The sequence below is a fragment of the Massilia sp. 2TAF26 genome (assembly GCF_052115005.1).
GTDB lineage: Bacteria > Pseudomonadota > Gammaproteobacteria > Burkholderiales > Burkholderiaceae_D > Telluria.
On sequence record NZ_JBFRFV010000041.1, the window covers coordinates 1 to 18602 of the forward strand.

Below are 18602 nucleotides of genomic sequence, written 5' to 3' on the forward strand. Positions count from 1 at the left end.
TACCCGGCATTCGCGCGGGAGGTCGGGATTTCGCATGAAGCCATCAACGCGAGCGCCGGCGAACGAAAGCGCGGTGCGCTGCACATCCAGAACGTGAACGCCTATCACAGCCGGATGCGCACCTGGCTGCTGCCTTTCCGCGGCGTCGCCAGCCGTTACCTGGACCACTACTTCGGCTGGCGCTGGGCGCTGGATGGCCAGCGCATTGCCAGTCCAGACGCCTTTTTGAGAGCGGCGCTCGGCAGATTCAACACTTAGCGCGAACAGCGCCTTCTAATTCGCCAGTTCCTTGCCCAGGCGCTTGCCCAGCGCCAGCAGGGTGAGCGTCGGCGGCAGGCCCCAGGGCTCGGGGATCACCGAAGCGTCGCAGACGTAGAGGCCGGGCGTGGCGGTCCGCAGCCCGGCATCGACCCGCTCGCCGATGCGCAGGCTGCCGCCCGGGTGGGCGGCGAAGTGGTGGCTGGCGAACACGTGATGGGCGCCGGCCTGTTCCAGGATGCCGCGCGCGATGGCCACGCCCTTGTCGAATTTCTCGCGATCGGCCGGCTGCAGGGTCTTGTCGACCCAGCGCCGGCCGATCCTGCCGCCGACCTGGTCGCGGATCTTGACCATGATGCCGAGGGTGCGGCGATGCGCCAGCAGGCGGTCGAGGCGTCCGGCCTGCAGGGCAAAAGCCTGGTACATGGCTTGCGGCAGGGTCAGGTCGGCCAGCGCGATGCCGTCTTCGGGCCAGCTGGCGCCGGCGGCCATCGGCACTTCGGCGCCACCGTCGATATCGTCGACGCTGCCCATCACGGCGATCACCGGGTCGCTGAAGAAGGCGGCCGGTTTCTCCAGCAAGCCTGAGGCGCGCAGCAGGCGCGGGCTGCCGATGCCGCCGGCGGCCAGCACCACGAGGCCGGCGCGCAGCTGCTGTCTTTCGCCGGCGATCGTGGCTTCCACGCCCACCGCGCGTCCATCCTCGACCAGCACCCTTTCCACCCGCGCGCGCTCGCGCAGCATGGCGCCGTGACGCCGGGCCTCGTCGACGAAATCGCGGGCCGTCCACTTGGCGCCGTAGGGGCAGCCGGTCACGCAGCGCCAGCAGCCGGTGCGGCAGGCTTGCGGGCGGATCAGCTTGTCGAGCTTGTGCCAGGGCAGGCCGCGCTCCCGCGCCGCCGTCATGATGCGCGCCGCCATCGGGCCGACCAGGCTGTCGGGCAGGGGCGCCATCGGCAGCTCGGCGCGCAGCTCCGCGAGCGCCGGCGCCAGGTCGATGCCGTGGGCCGCGAACATGGCCGCAGGCGGTGGGGCCGCGGTGGCGAAATTGATGGCCGAGGTACCGCCCAGGGTGATCGCACGCACCAGCAGCGAGGCATCGCGGTGGATGAAGGCGCCCTTGCCCGGCACCGCGGCCATGGCCGCCATCTGCCCGAGCGTACCCTCGAGCGGCTCGGCGCCGCCCTGTTCCAGCATCAGTACCGAAGCCCCGTTGGCGGCGAGTTCGCGCGCCACGCTGGCGCCACCCGGACCGGTGCCGACGACGATCGCATCGAATGAAGAGCGGGGAAGGGGAGGCATGTGTCGGCTGGATGACGGCTGGGGGCTGGGCCGGAACGGCAGACCGGCATGCTAGCACCTCTTTATACGGACGTGCACGGGGAAAGCTCGCCTGTTGTAAATACTGTAATTACATTTGGTAACATCTACTTACAATTAAGCTGATTGTTTTACATTCCCGCGCTCGCGTGGCGGGTATAGCCGTTCTAAGCTGGGAGGAGTTAACAAACATTCTCCTATGCAACCTTCTCTCACCTTCCGCCCCCTGAGCGCTCCGCTGCCCGACAAGGTCTTGCTGGCATTCCGCAAAGACGCAGGCTGGAGCAACCGCGACACTTCCGCTTCCGCCAATGCCGGCGGAATGGGCGGCCTGGTCCAGTGGGTCACGGTCGAGTCGGGAAAGAAGAGGGTTGCCATTGCCCGCCTCGAGCTGGCGCCACCGCAATTCTGTTTCGTGTCCGACCTGATCGTCCTGAACGCCCACCGCGGCCGCGGCATCGGCGAATGGCTCATGAAGCAGATCGAACAGCACTGCCTGGGTCTGGGCATTCCGCGCGTGCTGCTGCAGCCGATGGACCACAACCGCGCCTTTTACGAGAAGCTCGACTTCGTCGCCGATCCGCTGATCGCCGGTTTCCTGAAGAAGGAAATCCGGCCGCAGCGCAGGGTGCTGCCCTTCTGATTCAGCGCGACGCTACGGCAGCCTGCTTGGCCCTGGTGAAGACCGGGCCCCACAGCGGGTGGCCGTGTTCGCCGGGCGCCAGGTCGAAGGAAGGATCCAGGCGCAGCGCCCGGTCGAAGGCCTGGCGGCACAGCGAGGGCCGCGAGGTCACGCAATAGCTGAAGGCCAGGTATTTCAGCGCCGTCAGCCGCGCCGGCAACGGGCCGTTGTTGACGTCGCGCGCCGACAGGCGCCGGATCGCCCCATTGAAATCTCCCTCGTTGTACAAACGGATGCCTTCGCGCAGGCCGTTCGCTTCCTTCGGTGCGTCGGGGATGCCGTCACCGTCGCGGTCGCGCATGCGGCTGGCGCTGTCGCGCGCCGGCGGCAGTGTATCGCTGCGCTCGCGCTCCACTGTGGCCGGGGCCTTGGGCGCGGCGGCTTTCGGATGCGAAGGCGTGCGGGCCTGTTTCTGGTCGAAGATCGGGAACTCGGCGCAGCCGCCGAGCAGCATGGCGCCGGCGGTGGCAAGGACGAGGAGGTGGAGTCGCTGCTTGGTCATGGATGGATGTCTGCTCACCGGGGAGCGTCGCTGAAGTCGACGGCGATCTGGCCGCTGCCGGCGCCGGTATCGACTTCGAGCACGCGGTCGTGGAAATTCGGGTTAGCGACGCGGATCGTGTGCTTGCCAGGCGTGAGCGTCAGGCGCTTGACCGGCGGGCTGACGCCGCGGTCGACGCCGTCCACGTAGACCACGCCCCAGGGCTTGATCGCCAGCTTGTAAGTGGCGGAAGCGGCAGGTCCCGCCTGCGGCTGTGCCGGTGCGGCAAGGACGCCGGGGGCGGCGGGCGCCGGCGTGAATGCGGCTGGCGGCATGGCTGCGGGCGCCGGCTCCGCGGCTTCGGCCGGCGCCGGTGCCGATGCCGTCGCATCGGAAGCCGGCGCATGCGGCTCGGCCTGCGCCAGCGGTGGCGGCGCCGAGGCCGCGTCCCGATGCGCCTGTTCGCCGGTCTGCGGCAGGGTCAGCACGATATGGTCGTAGGAGCCGGAGTCGCGCAGTTCCGCGAAGAGGGCCAGCGCGACGGCGACCAGGAAGGCGCCGCCGCCGCCGGCGAGGGCCCAGCGCTGCCAGCGCGACAGCCCGCCGAGGCGCGTAGCGCCGCCCTCGCGCATGAAGGAGGGCGGGCTGTCGTCCGGCACGGGGATGGCCGGCAGGGGCTTGCGAGCGGCCGCCGGCACATCGGCGTCGGGCTGCAAGGGCGTGATGGGCCGGAAGGGCATCGTCGCGGGCGCCGGCGCGACGGCCGGCGCGGCCGGCATCGCCGGGCCGAGCGACACGATGCCAAGGATGTGGCGCAGCTCGTCGATGCTGCGCGGGCGTTCGGCAGGATCGCTCGACATGCAGCGGTCGACCGCGGTGATCAGGGAATCGCTGTAGCCTTCCGGCGCGCGGCCTTGCAGCGGACCGGTGGGCGCCAGCTCGCGCGTGATCGCGAAGTGCACCACCCGCGCCAGCGCGGTCAGGTCGGCCGCTTCGTCCTGGACGTCGTCGAGTTCGGTGGGAATCAGCAAGGGCTCGCCGTTGTCGTGGAAGACAACGGTGTCGGGAGTGATCGCCCGGTGCGGCATGCGCATCGCGTACTGCAGTTCGAGCGACTGCAGCAGCTGGCGGAAGATCTTGCGGCACCAGACCTCGTTGACCTGCGCGGGATCGTGCTCGACGATGTCCCTGACGGTGCGGCCTTCGAGGCGCTGCTGCTCGGGTCCGATGATGAGTGTTCTGGTCATTTTGCTAACCCATATTTGTAGCAAATCATGCCAGATTTACGCGGACGATGCCCCGCGCTGCCCTCAACCGTGCGCGCCTGTTACGCCCGGTTACAACTCAGCAGTATCGGACTTCACGCATCACACTTCGCGCATTACACTTCGATAAAGCGCATCTTGAAGCTGCGGCCCTTGACAGTGCCGAACTCCGGGCCGAGCGGATTGCCGCCATTCAGGCGCGCGAAAGCGTCCTCGGCGATCCTGCGGTCCAGCGCCACGTAGCTGAAGAATTCGCCGATCTGGATCTTGCCGACCTGGTCCTTGTGGAGGCCGGCGTCGCCGGTGAGGGCGCCCAGCAGGTCGCCGGGACGCAGCTTGTCCTTCTTGCCGCCGGCAATGGCGAGCGTCATCATCGGCGCCGGACCGTCGGGGTAGGTGTCGTCGCCGAGTTCGGCCAGCGGATGCCATTCGGCATCGAGCTGCTGGTATTCCTCGATCAGCTTGACCCATTTCCTTTCGTTCGGCGCGGCGAGGGTCAGGGCTTCGCCCGATTCGCCCGCGCGTCCGGTGCGGCCGATCCGGTGCACGTGCACTTCCGGATCCTTCGAGACGTCGACGTTGATCACGGCTTCCAGGCCGGCGACGTCGATGCCGCGCGCGGCGACATCGGTGGCGCACAGCACCGCGCAGCTGCGGTTGGCGAACAGGGCCAGGGTCTCGTCGCGGTCGCGCTGCTCCATCTCGCCGTACAGCGCGCGCGCCGACCAGCCCTGCTCGCGCAGGTAGTCGGCCAGCTCGCGGCAGCGCGCCTTGGTATTGCAGAACAGGATGGCCGACGCCGGGCGGAAGTGGGCCAGCAGGCGCGCCGCCGCTTCCAGGCGGCCGTCGAAGCCGATCTCATAGAAACGCTGGGCGATGCGGACGGGTTCGTGGCGGCTCTCGACCAGCACTTCTTCCGGCTGGTTCAGGAAGCGCGCGGTGGCTTCGCGGATATCGTCCGGATAGGTGGCCGAGAACAGCAGGGTCTGGCGATGCGAGGGACAGGCGCGCACGATGGCCGCGATGTCGTCGTAGAAACCCATGTCGGTCATCCGGTCGGCTTCGTCCAGCACCAGGGTGCGCAGGCGCGCCAGGTCGAGGGTGCCCTTGCCCAGGTGATCGAGGATGCGGCCCGGGGTGCCGACCACGATGTGGGCGCCGAATTCCAGGGTCGCGATCTGCGGCCGCATCGGCACGCCGCCGGTGAGCACCACGACCTTCACGTTGCCGATCCCGCGCGCCAGCCGGCGCAGCTCGTTCGCCACCTGGTCGGCCAGCTCGCGCGTCGGGCACATCACCAGGCCCTGCACCGCGAACAGCGCCGGGTTCAGCCTGAGCAGCATGCCGATGCCGAAGGCGGCGGTCTTGCCGCTGCCGGTCTTCGCCTGCGCGATCAGGTCGCGCCCGGCCAGCGCCAGCGGCAGGGTCGCGGCCTGGACCGGGGTCATGTCGTGGTAGCCGAGCTGGGTCAGGTTGGCGAGGAAGGGGGCGGCTAGCTGGAGGGAGGCGAAGGAGGTGTCGGACATAAGACCGTGGCGTGATGAGGACGAAAATTAGAACGGCAAAGTATGCACCGTCATTCCGGGCACTGCCCGAAATGGCTTCCCGCTTTCGCGGGAGCGACGTGCCAGCGTGTGTAGCTTACGCCGCCGGCTTCCAAACCGGCAAACCGGTCAGATCCAGATCCGGATCGGACTTCCAGACCGGCAGGCCGGTGGCGTCCACCTCGCCCAGGTCCATCAGCGGAATCTGTTCCTGCTTGAGCGCGGTGCGGCGGCTGCGTGGGACGGGGCGCTTGGGTTCGGGAGCAAGGGCCTCGCCCGGGCCGGCCGGCTCGAAGCCCGGCAAGTCGAAGGTGGCGTTGTCTTTCTTGTCTCTCATGCGCTGCGCTGGCCCAGAAAACAAAAGCCCGGCTCAAGAGTCGGGCTTCTGTCGTACAGTATTTGGTTGCGGGGACAGGATTTGAACCTGTGACCTTCGGGTTATGAGCCCGACGAGCTGCCAGACTGCTCCACCCCGCGTCTGAGAATGCTATTGTATCGCTTCCGGGCCAGAAGTGCAAATCCGCCACAGTGAGGTCACTTCGCGCATGCGCGCGGCCGCCAGCGGGTCGTCCGGATCGCTGGCCTTCGGGTGCACGGGGCGGATGTCGTGGCGGCCCGCGACCGCCAGGCCGGCGTCCGCGATCCAGCCCAGCAGCTGCTCGCGCGAACGCAGGCCCAGGTGCTCGGCCAGGTCGGACAGGATCAGCCAGCCTTCGCCGCCTTCGAGCAGGTGCTCCTTCAGGCCCGCCAGGAAGCCGCGCAGCATGCGGCTGTCCGGATCGTAGACCGCGTACTCGATCGAGGAACTCGGCTTGCCCGGCAGCCAGGGCGGATTGCACACCACCAGCTTGGCGCGGCCCTGCGGAAACAGGTCGGCCTTCACCACCTCGACCTGGCCCTGCAGGCCCAGGCGCTCGACGTTGGCGCGCGCGCAGCCGAGCGCGCGCTCGTCCATGTCGGTCGCGATCACGCCCTGCAGGCCGCGATGCGCCAGCACCGCCGACAGCACGCCGGTACCGGCGCCGATGTCGAAGGCCAGCGTCGCACCCGCCGGCAGGGGCGCCTGCGCGACCAGCTCGACGTATTCGCCGCGCACCGGCGAGAACACGCCGTACCAGGGATGGATGCGCTCGTCGAGGGCCGGGATGAACACGCCCTTCCTGCGCCATTCGTGGGCGCCGATCACGCCCAGCAGTTCGCGCAGCGAGGCGACGAAGGCTTCACTGCCGGCGCCATAAGCTTCAAGGCAGGCCTCGACCACATCGGGCGCGCGGCGCAGCGGGATCGAATAATCGGCCTCGAAGGGAATCAGCAGCATCGCCAGGGTGCGGGCGCGCTGCAGCTGGGCCAGGCGGTGGCGGTGGAACTGTTCGGTGAGCGTCGCCGGCTTGGCGGCGGCCTTGGCGCGCGCTTTGGAGCTCTTGTTGCGGCTGCCCTTGTGCTCGATGCGGCGCACCAGCGCCTGCAGCAGCTGGCGCGCATTCTGGAAGTCGCCGCGCCACAGCAGGCCGGTGCCTTCGAGCGCCAGGCGGTAGGCGGTGTCGGCGTTCATGGTGTCGTCGGCCAGCACGACCTTCTTCGGCGCCGGCCAGCCGCTCTCCGAGCGCCACGCTGCCTGCCGCTCTTCGCCGTTTTCGATCCAGTGGATGCGTTCGTTGTTCAAGGGCGGCCGATCAGTGGTGATGGTGCCAGTGGAGTTCGTTCGACTCGACGTAGGACTTCACGGCATCCGGATTGCCGGTGGCGTGGCGCTTGATCTCGCCGCATTCGCAGATGCCCTGGTAGGGCTGGATATGCGAGCAGGCCGAGACTTTCTGCAGGGTGACCTTGACCGGCTTGGCGCATTTGGCGCACTTGAAGGTCAGGAAGCGGGCGGGTTTGGACATGATGGATTAAGGACTCGATTGTTAGCTTTGAGCACGTCGTTCCCGCCTTCGCGGGAACGACGTGCTCAGGAAAGTGGCGCATTTTAGCACCGCTCATTGCACACCTCATTGCACGGTGACTGCGCTGCTACCCCCGCCAGCCGGCCGCACCAGCACCTTGGTCGAAATCCGCTCCGTCATCTCCTGCACGTGCGAGATCACGCCCACCTTGCGGCCCTGCGATTGCAGGGTGTCCAGCGCATCCATGGCCACGCCGAGCGTATCGCTGTCCAGGCTGCCGAAGCCTTCGTCGATGAACAGCGATTCCACCTTCACCCGGTTCGACGACAGCGAGGCCAGGCCCAGCGCCAGGGCCAGCGAGACCAGGAAGGATTCGCCGCCGGACAGCGAGTTCACCGAGCGGATCTCGCCGCCCATGTCCTGGTCGCGCACCATCAGCGCCAGCGAGGGGCCGGCCTGGCTGGCGACGCGCTCCAGGCGGTAGCGGCGCGCCAGCTGGGACAGGTGGATGTTGGCGTAGCCGAGCAGGACGTCGAGCGTGAACTGCTGGGCGTAGTTGCGGAATTTCTTGCCGTCGGCCGAGCCGATCAGCTCCGCCATCCTGGCCCAGCGTTCCTCGATGGCGCGCTGGCGTTCGATCTCGGCCATCATCGACTGCGCGCGTGCGCGGCGCTGCTCGTCCTCGCGGATGCGCACCGCCAGGCCGGCGGCCGTTTCGTGGACGGCGCGGCGCTCGGCCTGCACGCCGTCGAGCAGGCGCGCCAGCGCCTCGGCATCCGGCGGGGCTTCGGCCGCATCGGGCATGGCCGCCGCGGGCAGGGCGGCCCGCTGGCCCTGGTGCTGCTCGCGCTGGCTGCGCCGCTCGGCCAGCACCGCGGCTGCCTGGCGCGCGCGGCTGTCCAGTTCGAGCAGGGCGGCGCGCTCCTGGGCGATGCGGGCGCTGCCCACCGCCAGCAGGGCGGCCAGCTGCTGTTCGTTCTCCACCGGCTCCAGTTCGGGGCTGCTGCCGGCGAAGTCCTCGATCCACTGCGCCAGGCGGGTGGCGGCATCGCTTGAAGCGCCCTGCAGGTCGGCGATGCGGCCCAAGGCCTGGGTCTGGGTGGCGCGCACCCGCGCCTCGAGCTGGGCCGCCTGCAGGCTGGCCGCCTGGCAGGCCGCCAGCGACTGGCGCGCCGCCGTCACCGCGGCGGCCAGGGACTGCTCGACCTCGAGCGCCTTGCGGCCGTCGAAGAGCAGGGCGCGTTCCTGGCGGCGTTCGCGCAGTGCGGAGTCGATGCGTTCGAAGTCCTGGCGCGTGGCGTCGCGCTGGCGCAGGGCTTGCGCCGCGCGTTCCTCCAGTCCCGCCTGTCCGGCGGCGAGGGTCTCGATGCCGGCGGTGAGCCGCGAGCGATGGTTCGAGCGCTCCAGCCATTCCCCGGCCTGGGCCGCACGCGCCTTGCGCCAGCCAGCCGGATCGCGGCGCCACTGGTCCTGCCAGCCGTCGCCGCAGGCCTCGCTGAATACCGGATCGAGTTCCGCCAGCAGGGCGGACAAGCTGCCGGCCGCGGCTTCGCGCCGCGCGGCCAGGCCGGCGATGTCGGCATCCAGCTTCGCCAGCTGGCCCTGGGCCTGCTGCGCCGCCGCGAGTTGCCGGGCATGCTCGGCATTGGTCTGGTCCCAGGCCTGCTGGGCGGCGTCGCGCGCCAGCCGCGCCCGGCCGAGCGCCTGGTCGCGTGCTTCCAGCACCTGGAAATCGGCGCGCAGCCGGGTCGACTGCTCGGCAAACCAGGCGCTGCGGACCGTTTCCGGCGCCTCCGCGGCCAATGCGCTGTCGCGCCATTCTTCTTCCAGCTGGGCGACGCTGGCGGCGAGGCCTTCGCGTTCGCGGCCGAGCTGCGCGATCCTGTCGCCGGCGGCCTCGAAGGCGGCGCGCTGTTCGGCCTGCAGGTTCAGGTTGTCGCGCTGCTCGCGGCGGCGCACGGCGAGTTCCTCGGACAGGTTCGCCAGCACCGCGTGCAGGCGCTCGTCCTGGTGGCGGTAGGGGTGGTCCTCGGCGCCGCAGACCGGGCAGGGATCGCCGTCGACCAGGGTCGCGCGCAGGCTCTCGACGCCGTCGGCGCAGGCCAGCTGGGCGCCCTTCAGCAGGCGCTCGGCCTGGCCCACCTGGGCGTCGAGGGCGATGCCGGATGCGCGCGCGGCGTCCAGCGCTTCCCGGGCGGCGGCGCGGGCCTGATTGGCCTGCTGCGAGCCGGCATCGAGTTCGGTCAGGCGCTGGCGGGCGCTGCCCAGCGCATTCCAGGTCTGTTCCAGCGATGCCAGGCGCTCGCGGCGCGCGTCCAGGCGGCGGCGTTCCTCGCGCAGGGCATCGGCGTCGATCGCGGCCAGTTCCTCGGCGGCCGTGCGGCGCGCGGCGTCGCGGGTGGCCAGCAGCGCGGTCGCGGCCTCGAGCGCGACGGCGGTGCGCTGGGCGGCGCCGGCGGCCTGTTCGGCACCGGCCCTGGCTTCCTGCAGCGCGGTCGCGGATTGCGCATCGAGGCGCGCGGCATCCTCGGCCTGGGCAAGGCGCTGTTCCCAGCGCGTCCACTGGCCGGCCAGGCCTTCCAGCCGGTGCTGGGCTTCGAGCCAGGCGGAGGTGTCCTGCAGGGCCTGGCGGGCGGCGGCCAGTTCCTGGGTCTTGGCCTGGCGCGCCGCTTCGGCCTTCTGCGCTTCGGCGACCGCTTCCTCATGCGCCGAGCGCGCCTTGGCGTGGGCCGGCACCAGGGTGTCCAGGGTCGCGTCCAGGGCCTTGGCGCGGTCCAGTTGCGGCGCGGCGGCGCGCTGGGCATCCTCGGCCGCTTCCAGCTTGCGTTCGGCTTCCATCTGGCCGCGCAAGGCTTCCTGCTGGGCCGTCAGCGCACGCGCCAGTTCCTGTTCGCCGGCCGCCARCTGGGACTGGGCCTGGCGCTGCTCGTCGGCCAGGCGCGCCAGGTCGGCCATCAGCGGGCGCGCCGGCTGCACCGCGTCCAGCGTGGCCAGGCGCCGGCGCCGCTCGCCCGCCGCATCCAGCTCGGCGTTTGCGGCGGCGAGCAGGCCGTCGGCGGCGGTCTCCGCGGTTTTCAGGCGCGCCAGCTCCTGGTGCCAGCGCAGGTGTTCTTCCAGTGCGGCGCGGCGCATGTCGACGTCGGCCAGTTGCTGGCTGGCCTGGGCATGCTGCTCTTCGAGGGCTTCGCGCTCCGCGGGCGCCAGCGGGGCCTGGTCCTGCAGGCGCGAGCTCAGCCGGCGCATCGCTTCCTGTTCCTGGCGCCAGCGTTCGAAGGCGCGGCGCGAGATCTCGCCGTAGACCGTGCTGCCGGTCAGGGTCTCGAGCAGTTCGCCGCGCTCGTTCTCGTCGGTGCGCAGGAATGCCGAGAACTCGTTCTGGGCCAGCAGCACCGAGCGCGTGAACTGTTCGAAGGAGAGGCCGATGCGGCGCTCGATCTCGCCCAGCACCTCGGTCTTGGTGCCGCCGACCGGCTGCAGGTCCGGCAGGCGCTGCAGGCTCATGGCGACGGGCTGCAGGGCGCCGGCGGCGCGGTTGCGCGAACGGCGCACGCTCCAGCGCGCGCGGTAGCGGCCCTCGTCGTTGCCGACGAAGTCGACTTCGGCATAGGCTTCGGCGGTGCCGCGGCGAAGGAGTGTCCGGCGGTCCTGCACCGACAGCACGTCATCGCCGACGTCGGGCAGGAAGTTGCCGGCGCGCGGGCCCTTGATCAGGCGCGGCGTGGCGTCGTACAGGGCCAGGCAGAGGGCGTCCAGCAGGGTGCTCTTGCCGGCGCCGGTCGGGCCGCTGATCGCGAACAGGCCGCTCGATGCCAGCGGTTCCCTGTCGAAGTCGACCTCGAATTCGCCGGCCAGCGAGGCCAGGTTCTTGCCGCCGATGCGCAGGATCTTCATGCGCCCTCCAGGCCGTCGGCACCGAGCAGTTCGGCGAAGGCGGCCAGCTGGTCGGCCGGCGCATCGTCGCCGAAGCGCTGCTGCCATAGCCGCCTGAAGATGTCGTCCGGCTGCAGCTGGGCCAGCTGGTCGAGGCTGAGGGCGGCGTCGATGCCGGCGGCGGTGACGACCTTGCGGGTCGGCTCGATCTTCGCCAGGCGCACCGGCTTGCCTTCCAGTGCCGCCTCGACCTGGGCGCGCAGGCTGGGTTCGGGACCGTCCAGCAGCACGCGGACTTCCAGGTAGGGCTGTTCGTGCAGCGGAAGCTCGGGCAGGTCGAGGCCGACCAGTTCCGCGATCACCTGTTTCAGGGGCGCCGGCTGGGCCGGCACGCGCAGCAGTTCGACCGCGCGCGGCACCGGCAGCGGCACGATGTCCTTGGTCCTGCCGCCGTCGAGGTCGATGCGCAGCACCTGGTGCTGGTAGCCGATTTCGGCGAAGGAGAGCGGCAGCGGGCTGCCGCAGTAGCGCAGGTGGTCCTGCTTGCCGACCTTCTGCGCCAGGTGCAGGTGGCCCAGGGCGGCGTAGGCGATGCTGGGGTCGAACATGGACGCGGGCAGGGCTTCGGTGCCGCCGATCAGGATGCGGCGCTCGGAATCCGGCGAGGAATCGCCGCCGGTCATGTGGCAGTGGCCCATCGCCAGGATGGCCTCGCCGTTCGAACAGCGGCTGCGCGCCAGCTCATAGGCCCGCTGGTAGAGCAGGGCGATGCCGGACAGGTAGGCGTCGACGGCAGGATTGTCGCCTTCGCGCTCGGCGGCCTCGATGCGCGGCACGTCGCCCGGACGCAGGAAGGGGATCGCCACGCACCAGGCCTTGACCGCGCCATCGCGGCCGGTCAGCGGCACCACCATGCGCTCGACGTCGATGCTGCCTTCGGCATCGCGCAGCACGTGGCCGACCACCCTGGTGCCATGGGCCTCGAGCAGGGGACCGGGCGCTTCCAGGCGGCCCGGCGAATCGTGGTTGCCGGCGATGATGACGATGTCGAGCTGCGGCGACTTGGCGCGCGCCTGCTGCAGGAAGCGGTAGAGCTGGCGCTGCGAGGCGGCCGACGGGTTCGAGTTGTCGAAGATGTCGCCCGCGATCAGCAAGGCATCCACCTGCTCGGCGACGATGGTGTCGAGCAGCCAGTCGAGGAAGCGCTGGTGTTCGTAGGTCCGGTCGAAGTTGTGCAGGGTCTGGCCGAGGTGCCAGTCGGAAGTGTGCAGCAGCCGCATGGATGTCTTACAGGAAGGTGGGTGAGCCAGGGCGCTCACTATAGCGCAGACAGTGTGGCGCTGACAAAAGTTCTACGACGGATGAGCAACATGGCAATAGCTCAAATAAAATGGGCGAATGAGCGAACTTACTCTTGGCATCGGCGCCGCGCGCGCCCTACACCTCGCGGCCCAGGCCATGCTGCAGCCCCGCCGCGCCCGCGCCACCAGGGACGACGTGCTGGCCGCCATCCGCCGCATGGGCGTGCTGCAGATCGACACCATCAGCGTGGTCGCGCGCAGCCCCTACCTGGTGCTGTGGAGCCGCCTGGGCGACTACGATCCGGTCTGGCTCGAAACCTTGCTGGCCGAAGGCAAACTGTTCGAATACTGGGCCCACGAAGCCTGCTTCGTTCCGATCGAGGATTATGGCCTGTACCGCCACCGGATGCTCGACCCGCATTCGATGGGCTGGAAGTCCGGCGCGTCCTGGATGAAGGGGCATGCCGAGCAGGTCGACAGGGTACTCGAGCACATCCGCCTCAATGGCGCGACGCGGGCGGCCGACTTCGAGCGCACGGACGGCAAGAGCGGCGGCTGGTGGGAGTGGAAGCCCGAGAAGCGATCGCTGGAAGCCCTGTTCACAGCCGGCAAGGTGATGGTGGCGCGGCGCCAGAATTTCCATCGCGTCTACGACCTGGCCGAGCGCGTGCTGCCCGGCTGGGACGACAGCCGCGCGCCCGCCATCGAAGAAGTCAGGCGCGAATTCGTGCTGCGCGCGGTGAAGGCGCTGGGGCTGGCCAGGGCGGCCTGGGTCCCGGATTACCACCGCACCCGCGCGCCGCACGTGGCGCCGCAGGCGCTGGCGGACGAGGGCCTGCTGCTGCGCGCCCGCGTCGATGGCTGGAAGGATCCGGTGTTCGTGCATCCCGACCATGCGGCGCTGCTGGAGGAGGCTGCGGCGGGGCGCCTGAATCCGACCGTGACCACCTTGCTGTCGCCCTTCGACCCCATCGTCTGGGACCGCCGCCGCGCGCTGGAACTGTTCGGCTTCGACTACCGTCTCGAGTGCTACACCCCGGCGGAGAAGCGGCAGTACGGCTATTTCACGCTGCCGGTGCTGCGCCGCGGCCAGCTCATCGGGCGCATCGACGCCAAGGCGCACCGCGCGGCCGGCGTGTTCGAACTGAAATCGGTGGCGCTGGAGCCCGGCGTGCGGCCGAGCGAGCGCCTGCTGCGCGACCTGGCTGCCGCGGTGGCGCGCTGCGCACGCTGGCATGGCTGTCCGGCGGTCGAGGTGGGGCGCAGCGATCCCGACGAGGTGGCGGCGCAGCTGCGCGCGATATTTTTCTTGCCCGAGAGTATCGCTGCCTGAAGTCTTCCTGCCGTGCTGTTCAGAGGCGGGTGCCGTTTGAGCCAGATCAAACCCGCCTCCAAAACCCGTCCGTACACTAGGTGCTCTTTCAGGCCGATGAACAACGATACGGGGACCCCCCTTCCTGCAGGCCTGTTCAAAACATACGCCTCCCATCGAAGCTTCCTGCTCGACCTTGCCGGTCAGGCTGAGCTTTGTGTCGGCGAAAAACTGAGCGGAGACCGAATGCTGACGTCAACTTACACCCTCGTTGCCTTGTCCGTGGAGCAGACCACCGTTCGCTCGGCGCTGCAGTCGCTTGCGCGCGAGCTGCATTCCCTGCCGGACGATGACGGCATCCTCATACCCTCCCAGACGGCCCGGTTGTGCGCCGGGCTGCGCCAGGTGGTGGACGATTGCCACTGGCGCAAGCTGGACAAGTTCCTGGTGCCGGCCCTGCGCCGCGCCACCGAGGCCGCCGACGGCCTGCTGCTCGACCTCGAACAGCTCAGCCAGGCCGCCATCGACTCGCTGGCGGCGGCCGAAGGCTGCGTCGACGCCGGCGCGCGCGGTGTCGACCGCGGCGGCTTTTGCGAAGCCGTCGAGCGCTGCATCGCGGCCCTGCGCTGCCGCCTCGAGCGCGAGGAACACGAACTGTTCCCGCTGGCGCGCAGCCTGGTGCGCGGCGAGGCCTGGTTCGCGATCGCCAACCAGATGCTGGCCCACGACGCCGTCGCCCGCGAGCGTCGCGGGGAGGTCAGGCACGGACGCGGACGCGGACGGCCGGAGGCGGTGGAAGCCCGCCATCCCCTGTACGAGCCGCACGGGCATGGACACGACGGGCCGGGGCCGGAATTCGGGCGGCGCCACGCCATGCTGTCGCTGCTGCACTGAAGCCTGGCCGGGCGGCGGACCGCACGCGCCAGTCCGGTGGCGCGAGGCCATCAGGGTTTTGTTATGATGGCGATTTTGGAAGTGCGATTTCATCATGTTCGAGTTCCTATTCAAGCGGCCGGGCGACAACAAGCCCGGCGACAAGCCGGCTGGACAGGGGGCGCAACCGGAACAGGCGGCCTCCTCGGGGTCGGGCTCCAATGCGGCCCCGCAGCGCGCGCTGCAGGCCGAAAAGCTGAGCCGGATCCAGGGCGACGAGGCCGCCGCGGTGGAATTCATCCTCCAATGCGAATTTTCCGAGCTGCGCCTGGCCGCGGCCGAATTCGTCCATGGCCCCGAGTTGCTGGAGCGCGTCCATACGGCGATGCGCAATACCGACCGCCGGGTTGCCAAGCTGATGCAATCGCGCCTGGATGCCCACCGGCATCGCGAGTCGGAACGGCGGCGCGGCGAAGCGACGCTGGAGCAGGCGCGCGGACTGCTCAAGGACGAGTTGCTGACACCCAACCATGTTGCCGACCTCGACCGCAAATGGACGGTCATCGCCGCCCCGGAGCTGCAGGAAGAATTTGCCGGCGTGCGCGCCGCGCTGGCCCAGCGCCTGGAAGCCCAGGTGCAGTTGCAGCGCGCCATGATCGACCGCCTGGCCGCGCTGCGCCGGCTGCCGGGCGAGCCGCTGTCGTCGGACGAACTGGCCGCCCGCCTGGAAGCCCTGACCCGGGAGCAGGCCGAAGCCCTGCAGGCAGCCGAACATCCCTCGCTGCCGCGCAGCCTGGTGGCCGAATTCGGCCTCGAGGCCCAGAAGCTGCAGGCCAGCCTGCATGAAATCGAAGCCGGCCGGGCCGCGCTGGCGGCGCGTGAAACCTTCATTACCGAGCAGCAGGCCAGGCCGGTGACCGAACTGAACGCCGACGCGTTGCGCAAGGAATGGCATCGCCTGCCTCAACTGGCGCAGCCGGCCCACCGCGAGGCCGCGGCCGCGCTGCAGCAGCGCTTCGACGCCCTGCTGGCGAGCCTGCCGCAGCCGGAAGCGCGCAAGCCGCGCGAGCCCAAGGAATCTCCCAAACCGAAAGAAGCGAAAGAGCCGGGCCGCAGTCGTGGCGCCGATCAGCATTTCCTCGACATCATGGATGCGATGGAGGCAGCCCTGCAGCAGGGTTCGCTGGGCACGGCGGCCGAGCTCGACAAGTCGCTGAAGGAAGCGCGTGAGAAGGGCATGCGCTTGACGCCGGCCCAGTCCGACCGCCTGGCCCATGTGCGGGCCGAACTCAAGCGCTTGTCCGACTGGGCGCGCTGGGGCGGCAATGTGTCGCGCGAAGAACTGATCAAGACCGTGGAAGCCTTGCCGACGCAAAACCTGGCGATGAGCGAACTGGCGAAGAAGGTCGGCAGCATGCGCGAGCGCTGGAAAGCCCTCGACAGCCTGTCCGGCGCCGCCCCGAAAAGCCTGTGGGAGCGCTTCGACGCCGCCTGCACCGCGGCTTATGCGCCGGCGGCGGCCCACTTCCGCCACCTCGCCGACGAGCGTCACGCCAACGCCGCGCGCGGCCAGGCCCTGATCGACGAGGCGAATGCCGAGATCGGACGCCTGCAGTCCGGCGAGGCCGAGTGGAAACACGTGGCCGGCACCGTGCAGCGCCTGCGCCTGGCCTGGAGCCACCTGGGCGCCATCGACCGCAAGGACAAGAAACGCCTCGACGCCCTGTTCACCGATGCCCTGAATACCCTGCAGGGACCGCTTGAAGAGCAGCGCAAGGGCGAGATGGCGACCCGCGAGGCGATCATCGAGGAAGCCGCCGCGATCGACCCGCACGACCGCCACGCGATCGACATCATGCGCGCCCTGCAGCAGCGCTGGCAGGAGCATGCGCGCACCTTGCCGCTCGAACGCAAGAGCGAGCAGGCGCTGTGGCAGCGCTTCCGCTCCGTCTGCGACGAAGTGTTCCGGCGCCGCAAGGACAGCATGCACGAGGCGGACATCGAACGCCGTGCCCACGAGGCGGCCAAGGAAGCGATCAGCGTGCGCCTGGAAGCGGCCGCCACCGACGTCACGCCGGCCACCGCCGGCAAGCTGCTGCGCGATGCCGCGGCCGAATGGCAGGCGATCGGCCCGGTGCCGCGCGCCCATGAGGCGCGGGTCGAGAAGCGCTACCACGCGGCAGTGGCGCAGGTGCAGCAGAAGCTCGAAGCCGCCCGCCGCGCCGCCGGTGTAGCCCAGGCCGGCCAGCTGCGCGACAGGCTGCGCCTGGTGCAGGAGCTGGAACATGCCGTGGCAGGTGAGGGTGCGGCGGAGAGCGACTGGGAAGCGCGCTGGAACGCTTTGCCGCCGCTCGACGCCGATATGGAGCGCACGCTGCGCAACCGCTTCGACGCCGCCTTGCGCGCGATGCATGAGGGGCGCGAAACCTACGGCCAGTTGCTGGAACGCAACCGCGACAAGCTGCTGCACGACCTGCTGCGCGCCGAGATCCGCGCCGGCATCGACAGCGGTGCGGAGTTCGCCCGCGAACGCCTCAAACTGCAGGTCGAGGTGCTGCAGTCCTCGCTGAAGTCCGGCCACAAGGGCGGGCAGAAAGACAGCGGCGCAGGCAGCCAGCTGCACGAACTGGCCGCGCTGCCGGCCCTGCTCGACGCCCGCACCGCGTCGCGCATCGAACAGCTGTTCCTGCGCCTGGCCCGGGAGGGCAAATGACGGCGGCGTTGTTCAACGAGGTCAGGGTACAGCGTGAAGATTTCGACCTCGGCGCGGAGGTGGCCCGCCTGCGCGCGGGCGATCCGCGCATCGGCGCCGTGGTGACTTTTGTGGGCACCGTGCGTGACCTGAACGACGGCGCCCGGGTGGCCGAGCTGGAGCTCGAACACTATCCGGAGATGACCGAACGCGCGCTGCAGGAGATCGTCGCGCAGGCGCGGGCGCGCTGGACCCTGTACGGCGCGCTGGTCGTGCACCGCGTCGGCCCGATGCTGCCGCTGGAGCAGATCGTGCTGGTGGCGGTCAGCAGCGCCCACCGCGGCGAAGCGTTTGCCGCCTGCGAATTCATCATGGATTACCTGAAGACCGAAGCGCCGTTCTGGAAGAAGGAACAGACGCCCGAGGGTGCGCGCTGGGTCGATGCGCGCGTCAGCGACGACGCCGCCAAAGCGAAGTGGGCTGACCGATGAGCTGGGTGGCGGTTGGTCTTGGCGCCGCACTGGGCGCCTGGTTGCGGTGGGGGCTGACTATTTTCCTTGGGCAATTGCACTCACACATACAGCTTGGCACCCTGGCCGCCAACCTGGTCGGCGGCTACCTGATCGGCCTGCTGCTGGGCTTCTTCGGCAGCTATCCGGGGCTGTCGCCGGAGTGGCGGCTGTTCGCGATTACCGGCTTCCTCGGCGGCCTGACCACCTTTTCCAGCTTTTCCGGCGAGGCGATGGTGCTACTCCAGCGCGGCTACTACGGCTGGGCGCTGGCGCACTCGGCTGTGCACTTGCTGGGTTCGATTGGCTGCTGTATCGCGGGATTTGCTACCTGGCGTGCCATCGCCTGATACCGCGCGCGCAGTGCTTGCGCTCAATGTGCCTGTATTGCAATCTGGCAAAGTTAATACTTTCTTTGACCGGAGGACATCATGCACCAGCCATTACCTGCACGTCCGAGCAATGCTTTCGTCGGCGCCTCATGGGGCGCGCTGATCGTGCAGAAGAACGTGCGCGACCTGGCTGCCGTCCCGGCACGACCGGAAGTCCGCATCGCCGATTGAACGCCCGCCGGCAGGGATCGGAAAAGCCGGCGTCGATGCCGGCTTT

Annotated in this window: 16 protein-coding genes, 1 tRNA gene and 1 pseudogene; 8 read left to right on the forward strand and 10 right to left on the reverse strand. The window is 69.6% G+C overall.

The window, feature by feature from the left end; all coding sequences use genetic code 11:
• A pseudogene (locus AB4Z32_RS25455) lies at positions 1–258 on the forward strand (hypothetical protein); the annotation flags it as partial.
• A 15-nt stretch (positions 259–273) separates the two neighbouring features.
• On the opposite strand, the gene AB4Z32_RS25460 reads toward AB4Z32_RS25455, so the two are convergent.
• On the reverse strand, positions 274–1560 hold the full coding sequence (locus AB4Z32_RS25460) for an FAD-dependent oxidoreductase (protein WP_442124649.1): 1287 nt from the start codon (positions 1558–1560) through the stop codon (positions 274–276).
• A gap of 217 nt (positions 1561–1777) precedes the next feature.
• Between AB4Z32_RS25460 and AB4Z32_RS25465 the strand changes: the two genes are divergently transcribed.
• Complete coding sequence (locus tag AB4Z32_RS25465) at positions 1778–2221, forward strand: GNAT family N-acetyltransferase (RefSeq protein WP_442124650.1); 444 nt, start codon at positions 1778–1780, stop codon at positions 2219–2221.
• A gap of 1 nt (position 2222) precedes the next feature.
• Here the strand turns inward: AB4Z32_RS25465 and AB4Z32_RS25470 are convergent, their stop codons facing one another.
• From AB4Z32_RS25470 to AB4Z32_RS25510, 9 genes are all read right to left on the reverse strand, one after another.
• Positions 2223–2762 carry a TssQ family T6SS-associated lipoprotein gene (locus AB4Z32_RS25470; protein ID WP_442124651.1) on the reverse strand — a complete coding sequence of 180 codons (540 nt, stop codon included), beginning with the start codon at positions 2760–2762 and terminating at the stop codon, positions 2223–2225.
• A 14-nt stretch (positions 2763–2776) separates the two neighbouring features.
• Positions 2777–3988 carry a hypothetical protein gene (locus AB4Z32_RS25475; protein WP_442124652.1) on the reverse strand — a complete coding sequence of 404 codons (1212 nt, stop codon included), beginning with the start codon at positions 3986–3988 and terminating at the stop codon, positions 2777–2779.
• Between the two features lie 134 nt (positions 3989–4122).
• The gene (gene dbpA / locus AB4Z32_RS25480) at positions 4123–5532 is read right to left on the reverse strand and encodes an ATP-dependent RNA helicase DbpA (RefSeq protein WP_442124653.1); all 1410 of its coding nucleotides are present in this window, start codon (positions 5530–5532) and stop codon (positions 4123–4125) included.
• A gap of 115 nt (positions 5533–5647) precedes the next feature.
• Positions 5648–5887 (reverse strand): hypothetical protein, encoded by a 240-nt coding sequence (locus AB4Z32_RS25485; protein WP_442124654.1) that lies wholly within the window; start codon positions 5885–5887, stop codon positions 5648–5650.
• 63 nt (positions 5888–5950) lie between these two features.
• Positions 5951–6027: transfer RNA gene (locus tag AB4Z32_RS25490), tRNA-Met, on the reverse strand.
• 10 nt (positions 6028–6037) lie between these two features.
• Positions 6038–7213 carry a methyltransferase gene (locus AB4Z32_RS25495; protein WP_442124655.1) on the reverse strand — a complete coding sequence of 392 codons (1176 nt, stop codon included), beginning with the start codon at positions 7211–7213 and terminating at the stop codon, positions 6038–6040.
• Between the two features lie 10 nt (positions 7214–7223).
• Positions 7224–7436 carry a hypothetical protein gene (locus AB4Z32_RS25500; RefSeq protein ID WP_198119358.1) on the reverse strand — a complete coding sequence of 71 codons (213 nt, stop codon included), beginning with the start codon at positions 7434–7436 and terminating at the stop codon, positions 7224–7226.
• 105 nt (positions 7437–7541) lie between these two features.
• A complete protein-coding gene (locus tag AB4Z32_RS25505) occupies positions 7542–11327 on the reverse strand; it encodes an AAA family ATPase (protein ID WP_442124656.1) in 3786 nt (1261 codons plus the stop codon).
• Entirely contained in the window at positions 11324–12586 is a 1263-nt protein-coding gene (locus AB4Z32_RS25510; protein ID WP_442124657.1) for an exonuclease SbcCD subunit D C-terminal domain-containing protein, read from the reverse strand. The genes AB4Z32_RS25505 and AB4Z32_RS25510 overlap by 4 nt, the downstream gene beginning before the upstream one ends.
• Before the next feature lie 118 nt (positions 12587–12704).
• Here AB4Z32_RS25510 and AB4Z32_RS25515 point away from each other — a divergent pair, with 118 nt between their 5' ends.
• The 6 genes from AB4Z32_RS25515 (at position 12705) to AB4Z32_RS25540 (ending at position 18556) form a co-directional block, all read left to right on the forward strand.
• A complete protein-coding gene (locus tag AB4Z32_RS25515) occupies positions 12705–13940 on the forward strand; it encodes a winged helix-turn-helix domain-containing protein (RefSeq protein ID WP_442124658.1) in 1236 nt (411 codons plus the stop codon).
• A 225-nt stretch (positions 13941–14165) separates the two neighbouring features.
• Complete coding sequence (locus AB4Z32_RS25520; protein WP_442124659.1) at positions 14166–14813, forward strand: hemerythrin domain-containing protein; 648 nt, start codon at positions 14166–14168, stop codon at positions 14811–14813.
• 94 nt (positions 14814–14907) lie between these two features.
• Positions 14908–17505 (forward strand): DUF349 domain-containing protein, encoded by a 2598-nt coding sequence (locus AB4Z32_RS25525; RefSeq protein WP_442124660.1) that lies wholly within the window; start codon positions 14908–14910, stop codon positions 17503–17505.
• A complete protein-coding gene (moaE, locus tag AB4Z32_RS25530) occupies positions 17502–17975 on the forward strand; it encodes a molybdopterin synthase catalytic subunit MoaE (protein WP_442124661.1) in 474 nt (157 codons plus the stop codon). The genes AB4Z32_RS25525 and moaE overlap by 4 nt, the downstream gene beginning before the upstream one ends.
• On the forward strand, positions 17972–18343 hold the full coding sequence (crcB, locus tag AB4Z32_RS25535; RefSeq protein WP_442124662.1) for a fluoride efflux transporter CrcB: 372 nt from the start codon (positions 17972–17974) through the stop codon (positions 18341–18343). Before moaE ends, crcB begins: the two co-directional genes overlap by 4 nt.
• 81 nt (positions 18344–18424) lie before the next feature.
• Positions 18425–18556, forward strand: a complete 132-nt coding sequence (locus AB4Z32_RS25540; protein WP_442124663.1) for a hypothetical protein — start codon at positions 18425–18427, stop codon at positions 18554–18556.
• Positions 18557–18602 lie beyond the last annotated feature (46 nt).

What these genes read in the sequence shown, in the direction of transcription:
- AB4Z32_RS25460 (WP_442124649.1), bottom strand. Translation starts at nt 1,560, where the DNA reads ATGCCTCCCCTTCCCCGCTCTTCATTCGATGCGATCGTCGTCGGCACC.
- AB4Z32_RS25465 (WP_442124650.1), top strand. Translation starts at nt 1,778, where the DNA reads ATGCAACCTTCTCTCACCTTCCGCCCCCTGAGCGCTCCGCTGCCCGAC.
- AB4Z32_RS25470 (WP_442124651.1), bottom strand. Translation starts at nt 2,762, where the DNA reads ATGACCAAGCAGCGACTCCACCTCCTCGTCCTTGCCACCGCCGGCGCC.
- AB4Z32_RS25475 (WP_442124652.1), bottom strand. Translation starts at nt 3,988, where the DNA reads ATGACCAGAACACTCATCATCGGACCCGAGCAGCAGCGCCTCGAAGGC.
- dbpA (WP_442124653.1), bottom strand. Translation starts at nt 5,532, where the DNA reads ATGTCCGACACCTCCTTCGCCTCCCTCCAGCTAGCCGCCCCCTTCCTC.
- AB4Z32_RS25485 (WP_442124654.1), bottom strand. Translation starts at nt 5,887, where the DNA reads ATGAGAGACAAGAAAGACAACGCCACCTTCGACTTGCCGGGCTTCGAG.
- AB4Z32_RS25500 (WP_198119358.1), bottom strand. Translation starts at nt 7,436, where the DNA reads ATGTCCAAACCCGCCCGCTTCCTGACCTTCAAGTGCGCCAAATGCGCC.
- AB4Z32_RS25510 (WP_442124657.1), bottom strand. Translation starts at nt 12,586, where the DNA reads ATGCGGCTGCTGCACACTTCCGACTGGCACCTCGGCCAGACCCTGCAC.
- AB4Z32_RS25515 (WP_442124658.1), top strand. Translation starts at nt 12,705, where the DNA reads ATGAGCGAACTTACTCTTGGCATCGGCGCCGCGCGCGCCCTACACCTC.
- AB4Z32_RS25520 (WP_442124659.1), top strand. Translation starts at nt 14,166, where the DNA reads ATGCTGACGTCAACTTACACCCTCGTTGCCTTGTCCGTGGAGCAGACC.
- AB4Z32_RS25525 (WP_442124660.1), top strand. Translation starts at nt 14,908, where the DNA reads ATGTTCGAGTTCCTATTCAAGCGGCCGGGCGACAACAAGCCCGGCGAC.
- moaE (WP_442124661.1), top strand. Translation starts at nt 17,502, where the DNA reads ATGACGGCGGCGTTGTTCAACGAGGTCAGGGTACAGCGTGAAGATTTC.
- crcB (WP_442124662.1), top strand. Translation starts at nt 17,972, where the DNA reads ATGAGCTGGGTGGCGGTTGGTCTTGGCGCCGCACTGGGCGCCTGGTTG.
- AB4Z32_RS25540 (WP_442124663.1), top strand. Translation starts at nt 18,425, where the DNA reads ATGCACCAGCCATTACCTGCACGTCCGAGCAATGCTTTCGTCGGCGCC.